Here is a 16,149-nt window from a genome sequence, read left to right on the forward strand (position 1 = left end):
CCGGGACGCCACTACACCGAGGCCGCTCCCGGTGCCGGCGGGGCCAGTTGGCGGGCCAGCCAGGTGGGGACCCCGCCGAGCAGGCGCAACAGGCGGCGGGCCTCCTCCCGCAGGCGGGACGCCTCCGGGTCGGTCTCCGTGTCGGCGAGGGAGACCAGGGCCGGGGCCGTGCCGACCAGATAGCCCAGCTCCTCGCGGATCCGCAGTGATTCGGCGAAGCCGTGCCGGGCCTCCGCCAACTCGCCCTCTCTCAGGGCGAGTCCGGCGAGGTGACGCCAGGTGCCGGAGAGCAGCAGCGGATCGGCGTGCGCGGTGGCGCCCGCGTGGGCGCGGTGGTACGCGGCGCGCGCCGACTGCGGGGACCGGGTCAGGTTCTCGGCGATCAGTCCGCGCCGGAAGTCCAGCAGTGCCCGCGCCGCGGCCCCCGGCGGGATCAGTGCCGCCGCCCGTCCGAGCGCGGCCCGTGCCTCGTCGGCGCGGTCCCGCACGCCGAACAGGGTGGCGGCGTAGGCCAAGTACCCGCGTTCACAAGCGGCGGCGCCCCGCTCGTCGTCGCTGTCGGCCAGCGCCTCGGCCGTGCGCAGCGCGTCCTCGGCCTCCTCCCACCCCGCCTCGGTGTACAGGCACCGCTCCACCAGGAGCGACGCCCGCTGCAGCGCGGTGGCCGGGGCGACCGGCGTGAGCAGGGCGGCGGCGTCGACCCAACAGGCGCGTGAGCGCAGCCGCCATACCGCGGTCTGGAGAGGATCGTCACCAGCGGTCGTTCCGTTACCAGACATGGCGGTATGCGCCACGTTGCCCTCCCCGAGCACGCCTTCGAGCTGTTGAGTGGTGGCCGCATCTCAGCACGAACAACGGGGCCGGGCCAAGAGGGTGGGTGAAGGATTTCACAAAGTCATGGATCAACAGGCACGAACGGCCGACTCCCTGACGGCGCCCGCGAGTTCCCACCGGCGCACGACTCCACCGCACGCCACCCCCGCCCCGGTCGGTCCCGGCTCCCGCCGGTGGCCCGCCGTCAGCTCATGCGGAGGGCCAGGAAGAAGTCCAGCTTGTCCTCCAGGCGGGACAGGTCACGGCCCGTCAGCTGCTCGATGCGGCCCACCCGGTACCGCAGGGTGTTGACGTGCAGATGCAGCCGGGAGGCGCAGCGGGTCCAGGAGCCGTCGCAGTCCAGGAAGGCTTCCAGGGTGGGGATCAACTCGGCGCGGTGACGCCGGTCGTACTCCCGCAGCGGGTCCAGGAGACGGGCGGTGAAGGCCCGTCGCACGTCGTCGGGGACGAAGGGGAGCAGCAGGACGTGCGAGGCCAGCTCGTGGTGGCCGGCCGCGCAGACCCGGCCCGGACGGGCCGCGGCCACGCGCCGCGCGTGCCGTGCCTCCTCCAGGGCCCCGCGCAGCCCCTCCGCCGAGTGCACGGCCGCGCTGACCCCGAGCGTGAGCCGCCCGTCGCCGTCCAGACCGGCCGCCAGCGGGTCCCGTACGGACTCCAGCAGGGTCTCCGCGAGGATCCCGCTCTCGTCGGAGCCCTCGTGCTCGCCCGCCACCGCCGGCAGCGGGACGAGCGCGATCGCCTCCTCCCCGGTGTGTGCCACCGCGAGCCGGTCGGACTGCTCGGGCCCCGTCGACGCCGGGTCGACCAGGATCTCCTCGAGCAGCGCCTGCGCGGCCGGGCCGCCCTCGACCCCGCCGCCGTCCCAGTCCACGCGGGCCACGACCACCTGCCAGTGCGGCGCGGCCCCGAGTCCGGGCAGCAGCACCGGCGCCGCCACCCGCAGCCGGGCCGCGACCTCGGCCGGCGCGGCTCCCGCCTGCACCAGCTCCAGCACCTCGTGCGCGAGCCGGCGGCGCACCGTGCGCGCCGCGTCCCGGCGGTCCCGTTCGACCGCGATCAGCTGGGTGACGCCGTGCAGCAGGTCCAGCCGTTCCTCGGCCCAGTCCCCGGCGTCCGCCTCGACCGCCAGCAGCCAGTCCGACAGCACCGTCCCCCGGCCGTCCGGGCCGCCCTGGGCCCCGGCGGCGTCCCGCCCGTCCCGCGGGGGCCGCGCGGTCTGCGGGGAGTGCCCGCCGCCGCGCACCGGGAAGAGGCTGTACGTGGTCCGGTCGTCCAGCGTCACCCGGTGCGGTCCGGGCCGGCCGGAGCGCGCGGCCGCCAGCTGCTCCGCCGCGAGCCGTGCGCCCACGTCCGCGGGCAGCCCCGGCCCCGCCGCCTTCGAGCCGGCGATCAGCCGCCCGGTGGGCGAGAGCACCCACGCCCGCAGGTCCAGGTCGGTGCCGAGCAGATCGAGCACCACGTCCGGACCGCCGCCCGCAGGGCCCGACGTCATCATCCGCCGGTGCCGGTCCACCACGGCCGCGAGGTCCCCGGCCCGCTCGCCGGACACCTTCCGCACGACGTGCTCGGTGACGGTCGCGAAGGCCACCGACTCGTGCACCGCGAACAGTGGCAGCCGGTGCCGCGCACAGGCCGCGATCAGGTCGTCCGGGATGTCGCCCAGCTCGGCCTCACCGGCCGCCAGGGCGGCGATCCCCGCCCGCACCATGCGCCGTACGAACGGTTCCGAGTCGGCGGGGTCCCGGCGCCAGGCCAGGCCCGTGAGCACCAGTTCCCCGCCCGAGAGATAGCGGCTGGGGTCCTTGAGGTCGGTGGTCATCACCCCGTGCACGGTGCGGTCCAGCTCGTCCTCGCCGCCGAGCAGCCTGAGGCCCAGCGCGTCGGTCTCCAGCAGTGCGCGCAGCCGCATTCTCGTCGCCGCCGTTCCCTTTGTGTCGATGTGTGCGTGGATATGTAAGTTATGTGCGTTATGTGCGTTGACGTGTGCGTCGATGCCTACGATGGGACGTGGAGAGGGTTCCGCGGTTTCGGTGCGGCGTTCGGCGGGCGGCTGATCGGTTGTGGTCGGCCGCCTACCAGAAGAGTGCTCTCCGTGTCCTCCGCATCCGCTGTTTCTGGAGGAAGGCATGGAGATGGATGAGATCGCCTCAGTCGCTGAGGCCGCTGAACCCCTCCGTTCATATGAATCTACAAGATGACCGCACTGGCCAGCCAACTCCTTCATGGCTTCCGTGACTGACCCGGGTGGAGCAACGGACGGTGTACTGAGGCGCACTCCGAGTGAATCCCCCATGAACGAGCCGGTCCCGTCGGACGCGGGTCGGCTCGATCCCGTACGACTCACGGGAGGAACAACTCGACGCGCACGACACGAGACGAAGAAGAGAGTCGGTCATGGACTTCCTTCGCCCAGCCAGCTGGGAGGAGGCGCTCGCCGCGAAGGCCGAGCACCCCACCGCCGTACCGATCGCGGGCGGCACCGATGTGATGGTCGAGATCAACTTCGACCACCGCAGACCCGAGTACCTCATGGACCTCAACCGCATCGGCGACCTCGCCGAGTGGGAGGTCGGCGAGGACACCGTGCGGCTCGGCGCCTCCGTCCCGTACTCGAGGATCATGGAGCACCTGCGGGCCGAGCTGCCGGGTCTCGCCCTCGCCTCCCACACGGTCGCCTCCCCGCAGATCCGCAACCGCGGCGGGGTCGGCGGCAACCTCGGCACCGCCTCCCCGGCGGGCGACGCCCACCCGGCGCTGCTCGCCGCCGGTGCCGAGGTCGAGGCCGAGTCGGTGCGCGGGTCCCGCCGCATCCCGATCGACGCCTTCTACACCGGAGTGAAGCGCAACGCGCTGGCGCCGGACGAGCTGATCCGCGCCGTGCACATCAAGAAGGCCGACGGCCCCCAGCAGTTCTCCAAGGTCGGCACCCGCAACGCGATGGTCATCGCCGTGTGCGCGTTCGGCCTGGCCCTGCACCCCGGGACCCGTACGGTCCGCACCGGCATCGGCTCCGCGGCACCCACGCCCGTACGCGCCACGGCCGCCGAGGAGTTCCTGAACGCGGCGCTCGACGAGGGCGGCTTCTGGGACAACGGGAAGATCGTCACACCGTCCGTGGCCAAGCAGTTCGCGGACCTGTGTGCCGCCGCCTGCAACCCGATCGACGACGTCCGGGGCACCGCGGGTTACCGCCGGCACGCCGTCGGCGTCATGGCCCGCCGCACGCTGACCTGGACCTGGGAGTCGTACCGCGGCGCCCGCCGCAGCACCGAGGGAGCCGCGTGATGCGTATCGAATTCACCGTCAACGGACGGCCCCAGCAGGCCGACGACGTGTGGGAGGGCGAGTCCCTGCTGTACGTGCTGCGCGAGCGGCTCGGCCTGCCCGGCTCCAAGAACGCCTGCGAACAGGGCGAGTGCGGCTCCTGCACGGTGCGCCTGGACGGCGTCCCGGTGTGCTCCTGCCTCGTCGCGGCCGGCCAGGTCGAGGGCCGTGACGTCGTCACGGTCGAGGGGCTGGCGGACTTCGCCCGGCAGCGTTCCCGCGGCGCCGGCGCCGGACACCGCGCCGCTCCCGCGGAAAGCGGCACACCCCTGAACGAGGCCCGCCGGCAGGCGGCCCCGGGCGCCGGCTCGCAGACCGGCGAGGGTGCCGAACTCGCCCCGATCCAGCAGGCGTTCATCGACGCCGGCGCCGTCCAGTGCGGCTTCTGCACCCCGGGCCTGCTGGTCGCCGCCGACGAGATGCTGGAGCGCAACCCCAGCCCGAGCGACGCGGACATCCGCGAGGCGCTGTCGGGCAACCTGTGCCGCTGCACGGGCTACGAGAAGATCATGGACGCGGTCCGCCTCGCGGCCGCCCGCCAGTCCGAGGGGGCCCGCGCATGACCACCCACGAGCCCTCCACGGCGTCCGGACCGGCCGGCACCCCCCTCGGCGTGCCCGCCACCCTCACCCAGGGCGCGCGGACCAGGGGCGGCATCGGGGAGTCCACCCTCCGCCCCGACGGCACCCTCAAGGTCACCGGCGAGTTCGCGTACTCCTCCGACATGTGGCACGAGGACATGCTCTGGGGCCAGATCCTGCGCTCCACGGTCGCGCACGCCGAGATCGTGTCGATCGACACCTCCGAGGCCCTCGCGCTGCCGGGCGTGTACGCCGTCATGACCCACGACGACCTGCCGACCGAGGTGAAGAACTACGGCCTGGAGATCCAGGACACCCCCGTCCTCGCCCACGGCAAGGTCCGGCACCACGGCGAGCCCGTCGCCATGGTCGCCGCCGACCATCCGGAGACCGCGCGCCGCGCCGCCGCCAGGATCAGGGTCGAGTACCGCGAACTCCCGGTCGTCACCGACGAGGCCTCCGCGCTCGCCCCCGACGCGCCCCTCGTCCACGAGAACCGGGAAGACCACCACGCCGGCCACGTCCCCCACCCCAACATCGTCCACCGCCAGCCGATCGTGCGCGGCGACGTGGCACGGGCCCGCGAGCGGGCGGACGTCGTGGTCGAGGGCGAGTACACCTTCGGCATGCAGGACCAGGCGTTCCTCGGCCCCGAGTCGGGACTCGCCGTCCCCGAGGAGGACGGGGGCGTCCACCTCTACATCGCCACCCAGTGGCTCCACTCCGACCTGCGCCAGATCGCGCCCGTCCTCGGCCTGCCCGAGGACAAGGTGCGGATGACCCTGGCCGGCGTCGGCGGCGCGTTCGGTGGCCGCGAGGACCTGTCCATGCAGATCCACGCCTGCCTGCTCGCCCTGCGCACCGGCAAGCCCGTCAAGATCGTCTACAACCGCTTCGAGTCCTTCTTCGGCCACGTCCACCGCCACCCGGCCAAGCTCTTCTACGAGCACGGCGCCACCCGCGACGGCAGACTGACCCATGTGAAGTGCCGCATCGTGCTCGACGGCGGCGCGTACGCCTCCGCCTCCCCGGCCGTGGTCGGCAACGCCACCTCCCTCGGCATCGGCCCCTACCGGGTCGACGACGTCGAGATCGAGGGCCTCGCCCTCTACACCAACAACCCGCCCTGCGGCGCCATGCGCGGCTTCGGCGCGGTCCAGGCGTGCTTCGCCTACGAGGCGCAGATGGACAAGCTGGCGCGGGAACTCGGCATGGACCCGGTGGAGTTCAGACAGCTCAACGCCATGGAGCAGGGCACGGTCATGCCCACCGGGCAGCGGGTCGACTCCCCGGCGCCGGTCGCCGAACTCCTGCGCCGCGTCAAGGCGATGCCGATGCCGCCCGAGCGGCAGTGGGAGAGCAGCGAGGGCGCCGACGTACGCCAGTTGCCGGGCGGCCTGTCCAACACCACCCACGGCGAGGGCGTCGTCCGCGGCGTCGGCTACGCGGTCGGCATCAAGAACGTCGGCTTCTCCGAGGGCTTCGACGACTACTCCACCGCGCGCGTGCGGATGGAGGTGGTCGGCGGGCAGCCCGTGGCCACCGTGCACACCGCGATGGCGGAGGTCGGGCAGGGCGGTGTCACCGTCCACGCCCAGATCGCCCGCACCGAACTCGGGGTCGCCCAGGTGACCATCCACCCGGCCGACACCCGGGTGGGCTCGGCCGGTTCGACCTCCGCCTCCCGGCAGACCTATGTCACCGGAGGCGCCGTGCGCCACGCCTGCGAACTCGTCCGCGAGCGGGTGCTCGAACTCGGCCGGCGCCGGCTCGGCTCGTACCACCCGGCGTGGGCGACGGCCGAACTCCTGCTGGAGGGCGGCAAGGTCGTCACCGACGGCGGCGAAGTCCTCGCCGACCTGGTGGACGTCCTCGGCGACGAGACCGTCGAGGTGGAGGAGGAATGGCGGCACCGGCCGACCGAACCCTTCGACCTGCGCACCGGCCAGGGCAACGGGCACGTCCAGTACACGTTCGCCGCGCACCGCGCCGTCGTCGAGGTCGACACCGAACTCGGCCTGGTCAAGGTGATCGAACTGGCCTGCGCGCAGGACGTCGGCAAGGCGCTCAACCCGCTGTCCGTCATCGGCCAGATCCAGGGCGGCACCACCCAGGGCCTGGGCGTGGCGGTCATGGAGGAGATCCTCGTCGACCCGAAGACCGCGAAGGTCCGCAACCCCTCCTTCACCGACTACCTCATCCCCACCATCCTCGACACGCCGACCATCCCCGTCGACGTGCTCGAACTCGCCGACCACCACGCGCCGTACGGGCTGCGCGGCGTCGGCGAGGCCCCCACCCTGTCGTCCACCCCGGCGGTCCTCGCGGCCGTCCGGAACGCGACCGGGCTGGAGCTGAACCGTACGCCGGTACGACCGGAGCACCTGACCGGCACCGCATGACAGACCCTCCGGGCGGCGCACGAACGGCCACGGCGCGCGCCGCCCGGAGCACCCGGCTCAGGAGGCCGAGAGATGCTGGACATCGCCGAGGAACTGCACCGGTGGGCCGAGCAGGGCCGCGACTTCGCGGTCGCCACCGTGGTGGCGGTCGCCGGCAGCGGGCCCCGCGGGCCCGGCGCCGCGCTGGCGGTGGACACCGACGGCACGGCGATCGGCTCGGTCTCCGGCGGCTGCGTGGAGGGCGCGGTGTACGCGCTGTGCGAGCAGGCGCTCCGGGACGGCGAAACCGTCCTGGAACGCTTCGGCTACAGCGACGAGGACGCCTTCGCCTCCGGTCTGACCTGCGGCGGCGTCATCGACATCCTGATCACACCGGTACGGGCCGCGGACCCCGTCCGCCCGGCGCTCACCACCGCGCTCGCCGCCGCCGCGCGGGGCGAGGCGGCGGCCGTGGCACGGATCGTGAGCGGTCCCGCCGACCTGATGGGCCGCGCGCTCACGGTGCGCCCCGACGGCTCGTACGAGGGGGGCTTCGGCGACCGTCCGGGTCTCGACCGCACCGTGGCGGGGGAGGCGGGCGCCTTCCTGGACGCGGGCCGCACCGGCACCCTGGAGATCGGTGCGGAGGGTTCACGCTGCGGCGCCCCGGTGACCCTGCTGGTCGAGTCGGCGGTCCCGCCGCCCCGGATGATCGTCTTCGGCGCGATCGACTTCGCCTCGGCACTGGTCCGGGCCGGCGCGTTCCTCGGCTACCGGGTCACGGTGTGCGACGCGCGCACCGTGTTCGCCACCCGGGCACGTTTCCCGGACGCCGCCGAGATCGTCGTCGACTGGCCGCACCGGTACCTGGAACGCACCGACGTCGACGCCCGTACGGTCCTGTGCGTCCTCACCCACGACGCGAAGTTCGACGTCCCCCTGCTCCGGCTCGCCCTGCGCCTCCCGGTCGCCTACGTCGGGGCGATGGGCTCCCGCCGCACCCACCTGGACCGCGAGGCCCGCCTGCGCGAGGCCGGCGTCACCGACCCGGAACTGGCCCGCCTGCGCTCCCCGATCGGCCTCGACCTCGGTGCCCGCACCCCGGAGGAGACGGCTCTGTCCATCGCCGCCGAGATCGTCGCCACCCGTCGGGGCGGCACCGGTGTCCCCCTCACCGGCGCCCACACCCCGATCCACCGCGACGTCGCACCCACGCCGCCCGCCGTCGCACCCGCACCCGCGGGCAGGACCGGCTCGAGGGCGTGACGGTGGTGCCGCCGAGGCGGTGATCACCCGCCGCTCCGGCCGTCAGGGCTGCCGCAGCAGGGTGTTCACCGCCCGCCCGAACACCTGGCGGGAGACCGACCGCAGCGCGGGGTCGCAGAAGGCGGGGAGGAAGCGGACCCGCAGGTCCTCGCGCCACAGGACGCGGGTGCGGCCGCCCGGCCCCGGACGGACCTCGATCTCCGCCCAGCCCCGGACCACCCGGCCCCGCTTCTCCAGGCGGCACAGGCCCGGGGAACCGGGGCCCGGGGGCCGCCACACCGTCACCTCCATCGGGTCGTCGAAGGAGAGCGGGCCGAGACCCGAGCGGGCGACGACGACCGTGCCCTCGCCGGTGGGCGGGGGAGGGGTCACGGTGATCCGGGTGAGGGGGACCGCCGCTCCGTGGCGGTGCCACTCCGTGAGCCGACGCCAGGTCTCGTCGATCGGGAGGGGCGCCGTGCGCTGGAGCTGGAAGGTGGCCACGGAAGGATCCTAGGGAATCCCGTCCGCCCGGTGGCCCGGGCGGGGAGGGCTCACCCGCCCGGCCCAACCGGTGCGCGACATCACCGGGGGGCCGGCGCCGGCCGGGTACGGGGCCGGAAGGCCGGCACCTGACGCAGCTCGAACTCCGTGCGTTCGGCCACCTCGCGGGCCTCCGCCACGACGTCACCCCGTTCGCGCACCAGGCCCTCGTAGACCGGGAGACCTTCGGTCCCTCCGAAGCTGCCGGCGTTGGTTCGGGGAACCTTCGGGCTCTGGGCGCTCTGGGCGCTCTGGTGGTCCTGAGGGGTCTGCGCTGTCTGTGCGGTTCCACCGTTCTCGGTGGGGTGGGGATTCACTGGGGGGCGGCCCTTCGTTGTGGGGTTGTTCCGGGGTGGTGCCCGACTGCATGAAAAAGGGCCGCTTCTCGCGTCCCGTACGGATCAGCGTCCGGCGGCCGCCACGGTGTTACACGTCTCGAGGAAATGTCCTGAATGATCCTTGATGGGGAGGATCCTCCCTCGGGCATGGAAAGGGGGCGTTGCGGGCTGCTCGTGGAAGCTCGCAACGCCCCCTGGCAATCACCTGAGGGGTACTCAGGAACTCTGGTGCCGCACACCGATCCGTGGGACTACGAGTTGATCTGGGCCGTGACCTCCCCGGAGAAGGTGGTCAACCGGGTGTACACGCCCGGGGACCCGGCCGCCGCGCAGCCGTCGCCCCAGGAGGTGATGCCCGCGAGCCGGCCGCCTATGAGCAGCGGTCCGCCGCTGTCGCCCTGGCAGCTGTCCACGCCGCCGGAGGAGTGGCCGGCGCACACCATGTCGCTCCGGACGAACCGGGAACCGTACGAACTGCCGCAGCTCGCGTCGGACACCGTCGGGACGGTCGCGGTGCGCAACTGGTCGGAGGAGCTGCCGCCCGAGGAGGTGGTGCCCCAGCCCAGGATGCGGGCGGTGGTGCCGGCCGCGTACACCGAGGTGTCGGAGGAGGAGACGTAGCCCGCCGCGGAGTACGGCATCGACGTCGACAGGGTCAGCACCGCGACGTCGTCGCCGCGGGTGACGCTCCGGTAGTCCGGGCTGATCCAGATCCTGCTGACGCGCGCCACCGTACCGTTGGTGCCGTTCAGGTAGGTGCGCCCGCCGACCACGCGCACACTGCCGGTGGTCTCGCCGACCATGCAGTGGGCGGCCGTGACCACCTTCGTGGGCGTGACCAGGGTGCCGCCGCAGAACTGGTTCTGCGACGCGTCGGTGATCTGCATGACGAACGGGTACGCGGACGTCGTGGTCGTGGTGCCGCCGACGATCGGCTGGGGAGCGGCGGCGGCGGAGGGGGCGGTGAGCAGTGCGGTCGCGGCGGCGGCTGCGGTCGCCGCGACGAGCGCGGCGGCCTTCCTGGCGCGGATGAGCCCGGACATCGGTCTCCTCGTCGGTTGCCGGTGGGGGGTCGCACGGGGTGGGGGTTCAGCACGGGGACCGGGCCACCGGTCTCCGTGTGCCCGGCGAGCGGCACGGATTACGCTACGAGCCGGAGCGCGAGCCCCCAATGAGGGAAGCCCCTACGGGAGCCGGACAGGGAAAACCCTCGGTCGCCGGCGCCCCGAACTCCCCGTCCGACCCGGTCACTTCGTACGGCGGCCCGCCGCCAGCCGGACGATGTCCACCCGCGACCGGATGCCCAGTTTCCGGTACACCCGGGTGAGGGTCGCCTCGACGGTCTTCACGCTGATGAACAGCCGGCCGGCGATCTCCCGGTTGGTGGCCCCCTCCATCACCAGTGAGGCGACCTGCCGTTCCATCGAGGCGAGACCGTCCAGCGCGGCCGGGGTCGCCGGGGCGGCGGGCGCGGTCTCCGGTGCCACCGGACCGGCGGCCACGGCCGCCTCCACCCGGCGCAGCCAGGGCAGCGCGCGGCAGCGCCGGAACAGCCGTGCGGCCTCGTCGTACGGGGCCGGACCCGGGCCCCGGGCACGCAGCCGGGCCAGCGCGAACGCGGCCCGCGCCTCCTCCAGGCCGAAGCCCAGCGCGGCGAGCCGACCCTGCGCCGACGTCAACTGCACCCGGGCGGCCTCGTGTTCGCCACGCGTCGCGCGTACCAGCGCTTCGGCGCGGTCGAGTACGGCCAGCACGCTCAAGCGGTTCAGACGCCGCGCGTGCACCCGTGTGACGTTGATGAGTTCCTGCGCCTCGCCGGGTTCACCGATCCGCACCAGCGCCTCGGCGAGATCACCGTGCCAGCGGCCCCGCGCCGGATCGTTGATGCCCATGCCGTGCTCCAACTCCCGCACCCGGCGCAGCGAACGGACCGCGGCCGCGGCATCCCCGGCGACCAACCGGGCGTAGCCCAGGGCGGCCAGGGCGAGGGAGAGGTACAACTGGTCGCCGTCCACCTCGGCGTGGTCCGCGGCCTCCCGGGCCAGTGCGAGCGCCCGGTCCACGTCCCCGCCGGAGGCCTCCGCGAGGGCGGCGAGCATGGCCGAGGCGCTCTCGCCGATCCCGGAGTCCCGGGCCAGCCGCAGGCTCTCGCGGGTCAGGTCCAGGGCCCGGCCGCAGTGCCCGGAACGCAGTTCGGTGTCGGCGAGCAGCCGCAGGAAGTGCACCTCGCTCTCGACCATGCCGCGCCGCCGGGCCTCCCGCAGCAGCCCGGTGATGCTCCTGCGGGCCTCGGGCAGCTGGTCGCTCATCAGCAGCCAGCGGAACCTGGCCGACGCGGCGCCGTTGTGGTGGCAGGCCACATCGGGGTCCTGGGGTTCCTGCAGGGCCCGCTCGATGGTGGCGGGCGCGTCCGGATGGCCCATCAGGGTCTCGGTGGAGGACTGGAAGGCGAGCGCCATCAGCTCCGTACGCCGGTCCCCGCCGCGTGCGGCCAGTTCCGCGGCGTGCGCGGTCTCCAGCCTGGCCTTGGCGAAGTCGCCGTCCACCACCACCTCCCGCCAGGCCAGCTGGTAGTGGACCAGGGCGAGCAGCCGCGGGTCGTCGCCGGCGTCCGCCAGCACCTGCGGGTAGACCGCGTCGACCTCACCGAGCGCCTGCCCGGCCGCCTCGATGACCACCATCCACGCCCGCACCCGCTCCGCGGGCACCGTGGCCCGGGTCAGCACCTCGCGCGCGATGTCCCGGGCGAGATCCACCTCACCGGCGGTGATGGCGTCCTCGGCGGCCTGCAGCCGCCGCTCGTCGGGACTCGGCACGCCGCGGCCCGGCTCGCCGCCGGCCGGCGCCGTGTCCACCCGCGTGCCGCCGACCGGCGGGTCCGCCGGGGTGTGACGGGCCGCCAGCAGCCGCAGCGAGGCCGCGACCGAGGGCGCCCCCCGGTCCCGGGCCAGCGCGGCGGCCTCGGCGAGCCGGGCCGCCACCTCCGGATCTGTGCCGGTCGTGGCCAGGGCCAGATGCCGGGCCCGCTCGATGGGGTCGGAGGCCGCCGTGGACAGCGCGGCGTGCGCGGCCCGCCGCTCGTGCGCCGGGGCCTCCGCGTACAGCGCGGCCGAGATCAGCGGATGCGCGAAGCGCAGGGCCGGCTCCTCCGGGTCCGTCGCCAGCAGCCCCAGCGCGGCGGCCTGGGCCGTCTCCTCCTCGGCGTGGTGCCGGCCGGCCGCGTGCAGCAGCGCCAGGGTGGGGCGGGCGCCGACGCTGGCCACCAGCAGGGTGCGGCGCGCCTCGTCCGACAGCATCTCCAGCCGGCTGAGCACCAGGGCCCGCAGCGAGGTCGGCACCGGCAGCGGCTCACCGGGGCGGGGACGGGTCGGGCTCTCGGCCAGGGCGCGGCCCAGTTCGAGCGCGAAGAGCGGGTTGCCGCCGCTGGTGCGGTGGATGTCACGGACGGTGGTACGGGACAGGCCCGTGTAGCCGCGGTGGTCGAGCAGCGTGGACACCTGGACACGGGAGAACGGGCCCAGCCGCACCACGCGCGTGTCCGGCGGGCAGGCCCGCAGATGACGGTCGTACTCCTCCAGGCCCTCCGTACGCACCGCGCACAGCATCTGCACGGGGGTGTCGCCGAGGCGCCGCGCGGCGAACCCGAGGAGTTCCGTGCTGGCCGGGTCCAGCCACTGCAGATCGTCGGCGACGACCAGGACGGGCCCCTCGGCGGCGAGCGCCCGCAGGGTGGACAGCACCGCCAGGCGCAGCGCGAGACCGTCCCGCTGGAGGGTCGACTCGCCGCGGCCGGTGAGCGCCGACTCCAGGGCGGTGCGCTGCGCGGCGGGCAGCGCACCGGAGACCCGGTCCAGGACCAGACCGAACAGATCGGCCAGCGCCAGGAACGGGAGATGGGATTCGGACTCGGTGGCCGAGCAGCGCAACACCGTGGGCGCCGCGCCAGCGTTTTCCGCCGCAAGTGCCCGCAGCACGGTCGACTTTCCTATTCCGGCGGGCCCGTGGAGCAGCACACTGCCCCCTCGGGCGAGCTGACCGCGCGCCTCGGCGAACGGTTCCTCCCGGCCGATGACCAGGTCGGGGCGGCACCCGGCAGGCTCCTTGAAGTCCCCTCGCACGGTCACCGCTCCCCTCCTGTGTCGTGTCCTGGCCAATATTAGGCAACAGGCCCTTTCATTTCGGAGAGACGGCGTGGTGAGGGAAATAACAGCGTGCCGCGCGGATGAAATCCAAAGCCCCGGGACACCGGTAATGGCGGCCGTACGAGACCCCGGCACACCTACGGCGACCACCCCGCCCGGCGGGCCGGCGCGCCACCGCCTCCCCATGGGGCCGCGCCCCCGGACGCCGGACCGCCGAACGCAGACACCCCTTGACGGTCTCGGCCGTCACCCCCAGCCGGTCCGCCGCCACGGCGTTGGTCGCCCCGCCGCCCACGCCGGCACATCCACCTCCCGGGGGCCGGCCGCACCGCGCCGCCGCCCGGCGTGCCGCCGAGCCCGACCGCGTTGAGTGCTCCCGTCGGGCCGGCTGTCACCCATTCGCCCCTTCCTCGCGGCCCCGTGTACCCACCTCTCCGTTCGGGGGTTCTCAACTGCTGCTCCATAAGGTCGGGTGAGTGAGCGTAACCCTGCGCGGGTGAGTGTCGTTGTCCGATTGTGAATCTGACGGAGTGGGCCAAGACGCAGGGGGTACACCCGCAGACGGCGTACCGATGGTTCCGTGAGGGGACGTTGCCGGTGCCTGCCCGGCGGGTGGGTCCGCGCACGATCCTGGTGAACATCGACGCCTTTGCTGTGCCTGCGACCGTGGGCGGGCTGGGTTTGTATGCCCGGGTGTCGTCGCATGATCAGAAGGCGGATCTGGAGCGTCAGGTGGCCCGTCTGTCGGGGTGGGCGGCGAGGGCCGGTCATCGGGTGGTGCGTGTCGAGCCGGAGGTCGGCTCGGGCATGGACGGCCGCCGGTCGAGGGCCAGGCGCCTGCTCGCCGACCCCGAGGTGACCACGGTCGTGGTCGAGCACCGGGACCGGCTGGGCCGGATGAACACCGAACTGGTCGAGGCCGCCCTGTCCGCGACGGGCCGCCGTCTGGTCGTACTGGAGGACGGCGAGGCCGAGGATGATGAGGATGATCTGGTGCGGGACATGACGGAGGCCCTGACGACGTTCTGTGCCCGCCTGTACGGGCGCAGGTCGGCGAGGAACCGTGCCCGGGCCGCGCTGGAAGCCGCCGGGCATGGCTGAGCCGAAGAAGAAGCCGCTCCGGTCCATCGCCCGCCCGTTCGTCGCCGACGGACCCACCGGTGTCAGCATCCGTACCCGCCTCAAGGACCTCACGCCCGAGGACAAGGAGGTGCTGCGGCTGGTCGGTGAGCACCTGGGCCGCCTGGCCGGGCGGGATCTGGCCCGGCGCTGCCGGGACGGCCTGGAGCACTCCACCGGCACCTGGGCCGACCGCAAGCGGGACCTGACCGCCGAGTCCTCCTCCCGCTGGGCAGGGTCCGTCACAGCGAACACCCACGACCAGTGGGCCCTGTCGCGCCGGGCCCAGCATGCTCACCTGCAATCCCTGGACGCCGGAATCCGCATGCTCCGTCACCGGCTGTCCCTGCCCCTCGGGGAGAAAGGCAGCCGGGGCAAGCCCGGCGGATACCGCAGCAAACACCAGTGGTTCCAGAAGTCCCGCCGCCTGGCGATCCTGGAGCACCGGTTCGAGGAGGTCCGCACCGAGCGGCAAGCCGGGAAAGTCTCCGTGGTGCGGGGCGGGCGACGCCTGCTCCACCAGCGCCACCACCTCACCGACGCGGACAGGACCGAAGACCAGTGGCGTCGGGAATGGGAGGCGGCACGCTGCTTTTTGACCGCCGACGGTGAATCCGGCAAGCGGCACGGCAACGAGACGATCCGCGTCACCCCTAACGGCGAGGTCGGCATCAAGCTGCCCAAACGCCTGGAACATCTCGCCAACGCGCCCCGGGGCCGGTACGTCCTCACCGGCACCGCCACCTTCCGCCACCGGGGCCAGGAGTGGGCCGACCGCGTCGAGGCGAACCGGGCCGTCGCCTACCGCATCCGCCACGACGTATCCCGTGACCGCTGGTACCTGGACGCGTCCTGGACCCGCAAAGATCTCCCCGTCACGCCCCTGAACACCCTGCGCACCGGCGGCCTGGTCGGCGTCGACATGAACACCGACCACCTCGCCGCCTACCGTCTCGACAAGCACGGCAACCCGGTCGGCGAACCACGGCAGTTCTTCTACGACCTGTCCGGCAACGCCGACCACCGTGACGCCCAGGTACGGCATGCCCTCACCCGCCTCATGCACTGGGCCAGGCAGACCGGCGTGCGGGCCGTCGCGATCGAGGACCTGGACTTCTCCGAGGGGAAGAGCAGGGAGAAGCACGGCCGCAAGAAGCGGTTCAGGCAGCTCGTCTGCGGCATCCCGACGGGAAAACTCCGCGCACGCCTTGTCTCCATGTGCGCCGAAGCCGGACTCGGCGTGATCGCCGTCGACCCCGCCTACACCAGCAGGTGGGGCGCCCAGCACTGGCAAAAGCCCCTCACGACCAGCAAGCGCAAGACCACTCGCCACCAGGCAGCAGCCATGGCGATCGGACGACGCGCCCTGGGGCACCCGATCCGGCGACGGACGGCACCGCCCCCGCACGACCGGAGCGATCGTGCGGGGCATCGGACCGTTCAGGCCCGATGGGGCATCCCGGGGCGTGAGGAAACCCGCCCCCGTGTACCCGGACCACGGACACGATCCGCGCCGCCGGACACGGAGCGAAAGCGGGCGACCAGGACACCCAGCACCGTTCGGGGTGTCCGCAGTGAGCGGGAATGGGTCCAGGACTCACTCCTGCTCACTGACTAGGAACGGTAGTGGGACCTGCGTCAC

General features: G+C 73.4%; 11 protein-coding genes and 1 pseudogene. 6 read left to right on the forward strand and 6 right to left on the reverse strand.

Features of this window, described 5'->3' with window-relative positions; all coding sequences use genetic code 11:
* Nucleotides 1-11: 11 nt before the first annotated feature.
* Nucleotides 12-779 (reverse strand): hypothetical protein, encoded by a 768-nt coding sequence (locus JL475_RS16930; RefSeq protein ID WP_202278549.1) that lies wholly within the window; start codon nt 777-779, stop codon nt 12-14.
* 239 nt (nt 780-1,018) lie between these two features.
* Nucleotides 1,019-2,743, reverse strand: a complete 1,725-nt coding sequence (locus JL475_RS16935; RefSeq protein ID WP_202278550.1) for a PucR family transcriptional regulator ligand-binding domain-containing protein — start codon at nt 2,741-2,743, stop codon at nt 1,019-1,021.
* 485 nt (nt 2,744-3,228) lie between these two features.
* Here JL475_RS16935 and JL475_RS16940 point away from each other — a divergent pair, with 485 nt between their 5' ends.
* The 4 genes from JL475_RS16940 (at nt 3,229) to JL475_RS16955 (ending at nt 8,386) form a co-directional block, all read left to right on the forward strand.
* Nucleotides 3,229-4,119 carry a xanthine dehydrogenase family protein subunit M gene (locus JL475_RS16940; RefSeq protein WP_202278551.1) on the forward strand — a complete coding sequence of 297 codons (891 nt, stop codon included), beginning with the start codon at nt 3,229-3,231 and terminating at the stop codon, nt 4,117-4,119.
* Nucleotides 4,119-4,721, forward strand: a complete 603-nt coding sequence (locus tag JL475_RS16945) for a (2Fe-2S)-binding protein (protein ID WP_202278552.1) — start codon at nt 4,119-4,121, stop codon at nt 4,719-4,721. Before JL475_RS16940 ends, JL475_RS16945 begins: the two co-directional genes overlap by 1 nt.
* Complete coding sequence (pucD, locus tag JL475_RS16950) at nt 4,718-7,141, forward strand: xanthine dehydrogenase subunit D (protein WP_202278553.1); 2,424 nt, start codon at nt 4,718-4,720, stop codon at nt 7,139-7,141. Before JL475_RS16945 ends, pucD begins: the two co-directional genes overlap by 4 nt.
* Nucleotides 7,142-7,213: 72 nt before the next feature.
* The gene (locus tag JL475_RS16955; protein ID WP_202278554.1) at nt 7,214-8,386 is read left to right on the forward strand and encodes an XdhC family protein; all 1,173 of its coding nucleotides are present in this window, start codon (nt 7,214-7,216) and stop codon (nt 8,384-8,386) included.
* A gap of 42 nt (nt 8,387-8,428) precedes the next feature.
* On the opposite strand, the gene JL475_RS16960 is transcribed toward JL475_RS16955, so the two are convergent.
* The 4 genes and pseudogenes from JL475_RS16960 to JL475_RS40035 form a co-directional block, all read right to left on the reverse strand.
* Complete coding sequence (locus tag JL475_RS16960; protein WP_109378924.1) at nt 8,429-8,869, reverse strand: Immediate-early protein 2; 441 nt, start codon at nt 8,867-8,869, stop codon at nt 8,429-8,431.
* Between the two features lie 628 nt (nt 8,870-9,497).
* The gene (locus tag JL475_RS16965) at nt 9,498-10,289 is read right to left on the reverse strand and encodes a trypsin-like serine protease (RefSeq protein ID WP_202278555.1); all 792 of its coding nucleotides are present in this window, start codon (nt 10,287-10,289) and stop codon (nt 9,498-9,500) included.
* A gap of 204 nt (nt 10,290-10,493) precedes the next feature.
* Nucleotides 10,494-13,370, reverse strand: a complete 2,877-nt coding sequence (locus tag JL475_RS16970) for a LuxR family transcriptional regulator (RefSeq protein WP_202278556.1) — start codon at nt 13,368-13,370, stop codon at nt 10,494-10,496.
* A 172-nt stretch (nt 13,371-13,542) separates the two neighbouring features.
* Nucleotides 13,543-13,706, reverse strand: a pseudogene (locus JL475_RS40035) (helix-turn-helix transcriptional regulator); the annotation flags it as partial.
* 198 nt (nt 13,707-13,904) lie between these two features.
* Between JL475_RS40035 and JL475_RS16975 the strand changes: the two are divergent.
* Nucleotides 13,905-14,489 carry an IS607 family transposase gene (locus JL475_RS16975; RefSeq protein WP_202278557.1) on the forward strand — a complete coding sequence of 195 codons (585 nt, stop codon included), beginning with the start codon at nt 13,905-13,907 and terminating at the stop codon, nt 14,487-14,489.
* The gene (locus tag JL475_RS16980; RefSeq protein WP_202278558.1) at nt 14,482-16,125 is read left to right on the forward strand and encodes a transposase; all 1,644 of its coding nucleotides are present in this window, start codon (nt 14,482-14,484) and stop codon (nt 16,123-16,125) included. The genes JL475_RS16975 and JL475_RS16980 overlap by 8 nt, the downstream gene beginning before the upstream one ends.
* Nucleotides 16,126-16,149: the final 24 nt, after the last annotated feature.

It is taken from the genome of Streptomyces sp. M2CJ-2 (genome assembly GCF_016757295.1).
Classification (GTDB): Bacteria; Actinomycetota; Actinomycetes; order Streptomycetales; family Streptomycetaceae; genus Streptomyces.

What these genes read in the sequence shown, in the direction of transcription:
- JL475_RS16980 (WP_202278558.1), top strand. Translation starts at nt 14,482, where the DNA reads ATGGCTGAGCCGAAGAAGAAGCCGCTCCGGTCCATCGCCCGCCCGTTC.
- JL475_RS16945 (WP_202278552.1), top strand. Translation starts at nt 4,119, where the DNA reads ATGCGTATCGAATTCACCGTCAACGGACGGCCCCAGCAGGCCGACGAC.
- JL475_RS16965 (WP_202278555.1), bottom strand. Translation starts at nt 10,289, where the DNA reads ATGTCCGGGCTCATCCGCGCCAGGAAGGCCGCCGCGCTCGTCGCGGCG.
- JL475_RS16955 (WP_202278554.1), top strand. Translation starts at nt 7,214, where the DNA reads ATGCTGGACATCGCCGAGGAACTGCACCGGTGGGCCGAGCAGGGCCGC.
- JL475_RS16940 (WP_202278551.1), top strand. Translation starts at nt 3,229, where the DNA reads ATGGACTTCCTTCGCCCAGCCAGCTGGGAGGAGGCGCTCGCCGCGAAG.
- JL475_RS16930 (WP_202278549.1), bottom strand. Translation starts at nt 779, where the DNA reads ATGTCTGGTAACGGAACGACCGCTGGTGACGATCCTCTCCAGACCGCG.
- JL475_RS16935 (WP_202278550.1), bottom strand. Translation starts at nt 2,743, where the DNA reads ATGCGGCTGCGCGCACTGCTGGAGACCGACGCGCTGGGCCTCAGGCTG.
- pucD (WP_202278553.1), top strand. Translation starts at nt 4,718, where the DNA reads ATGACCACCCACGAGCCCTCCACGGCGTCCGGACCGGCCGGCACCCCC.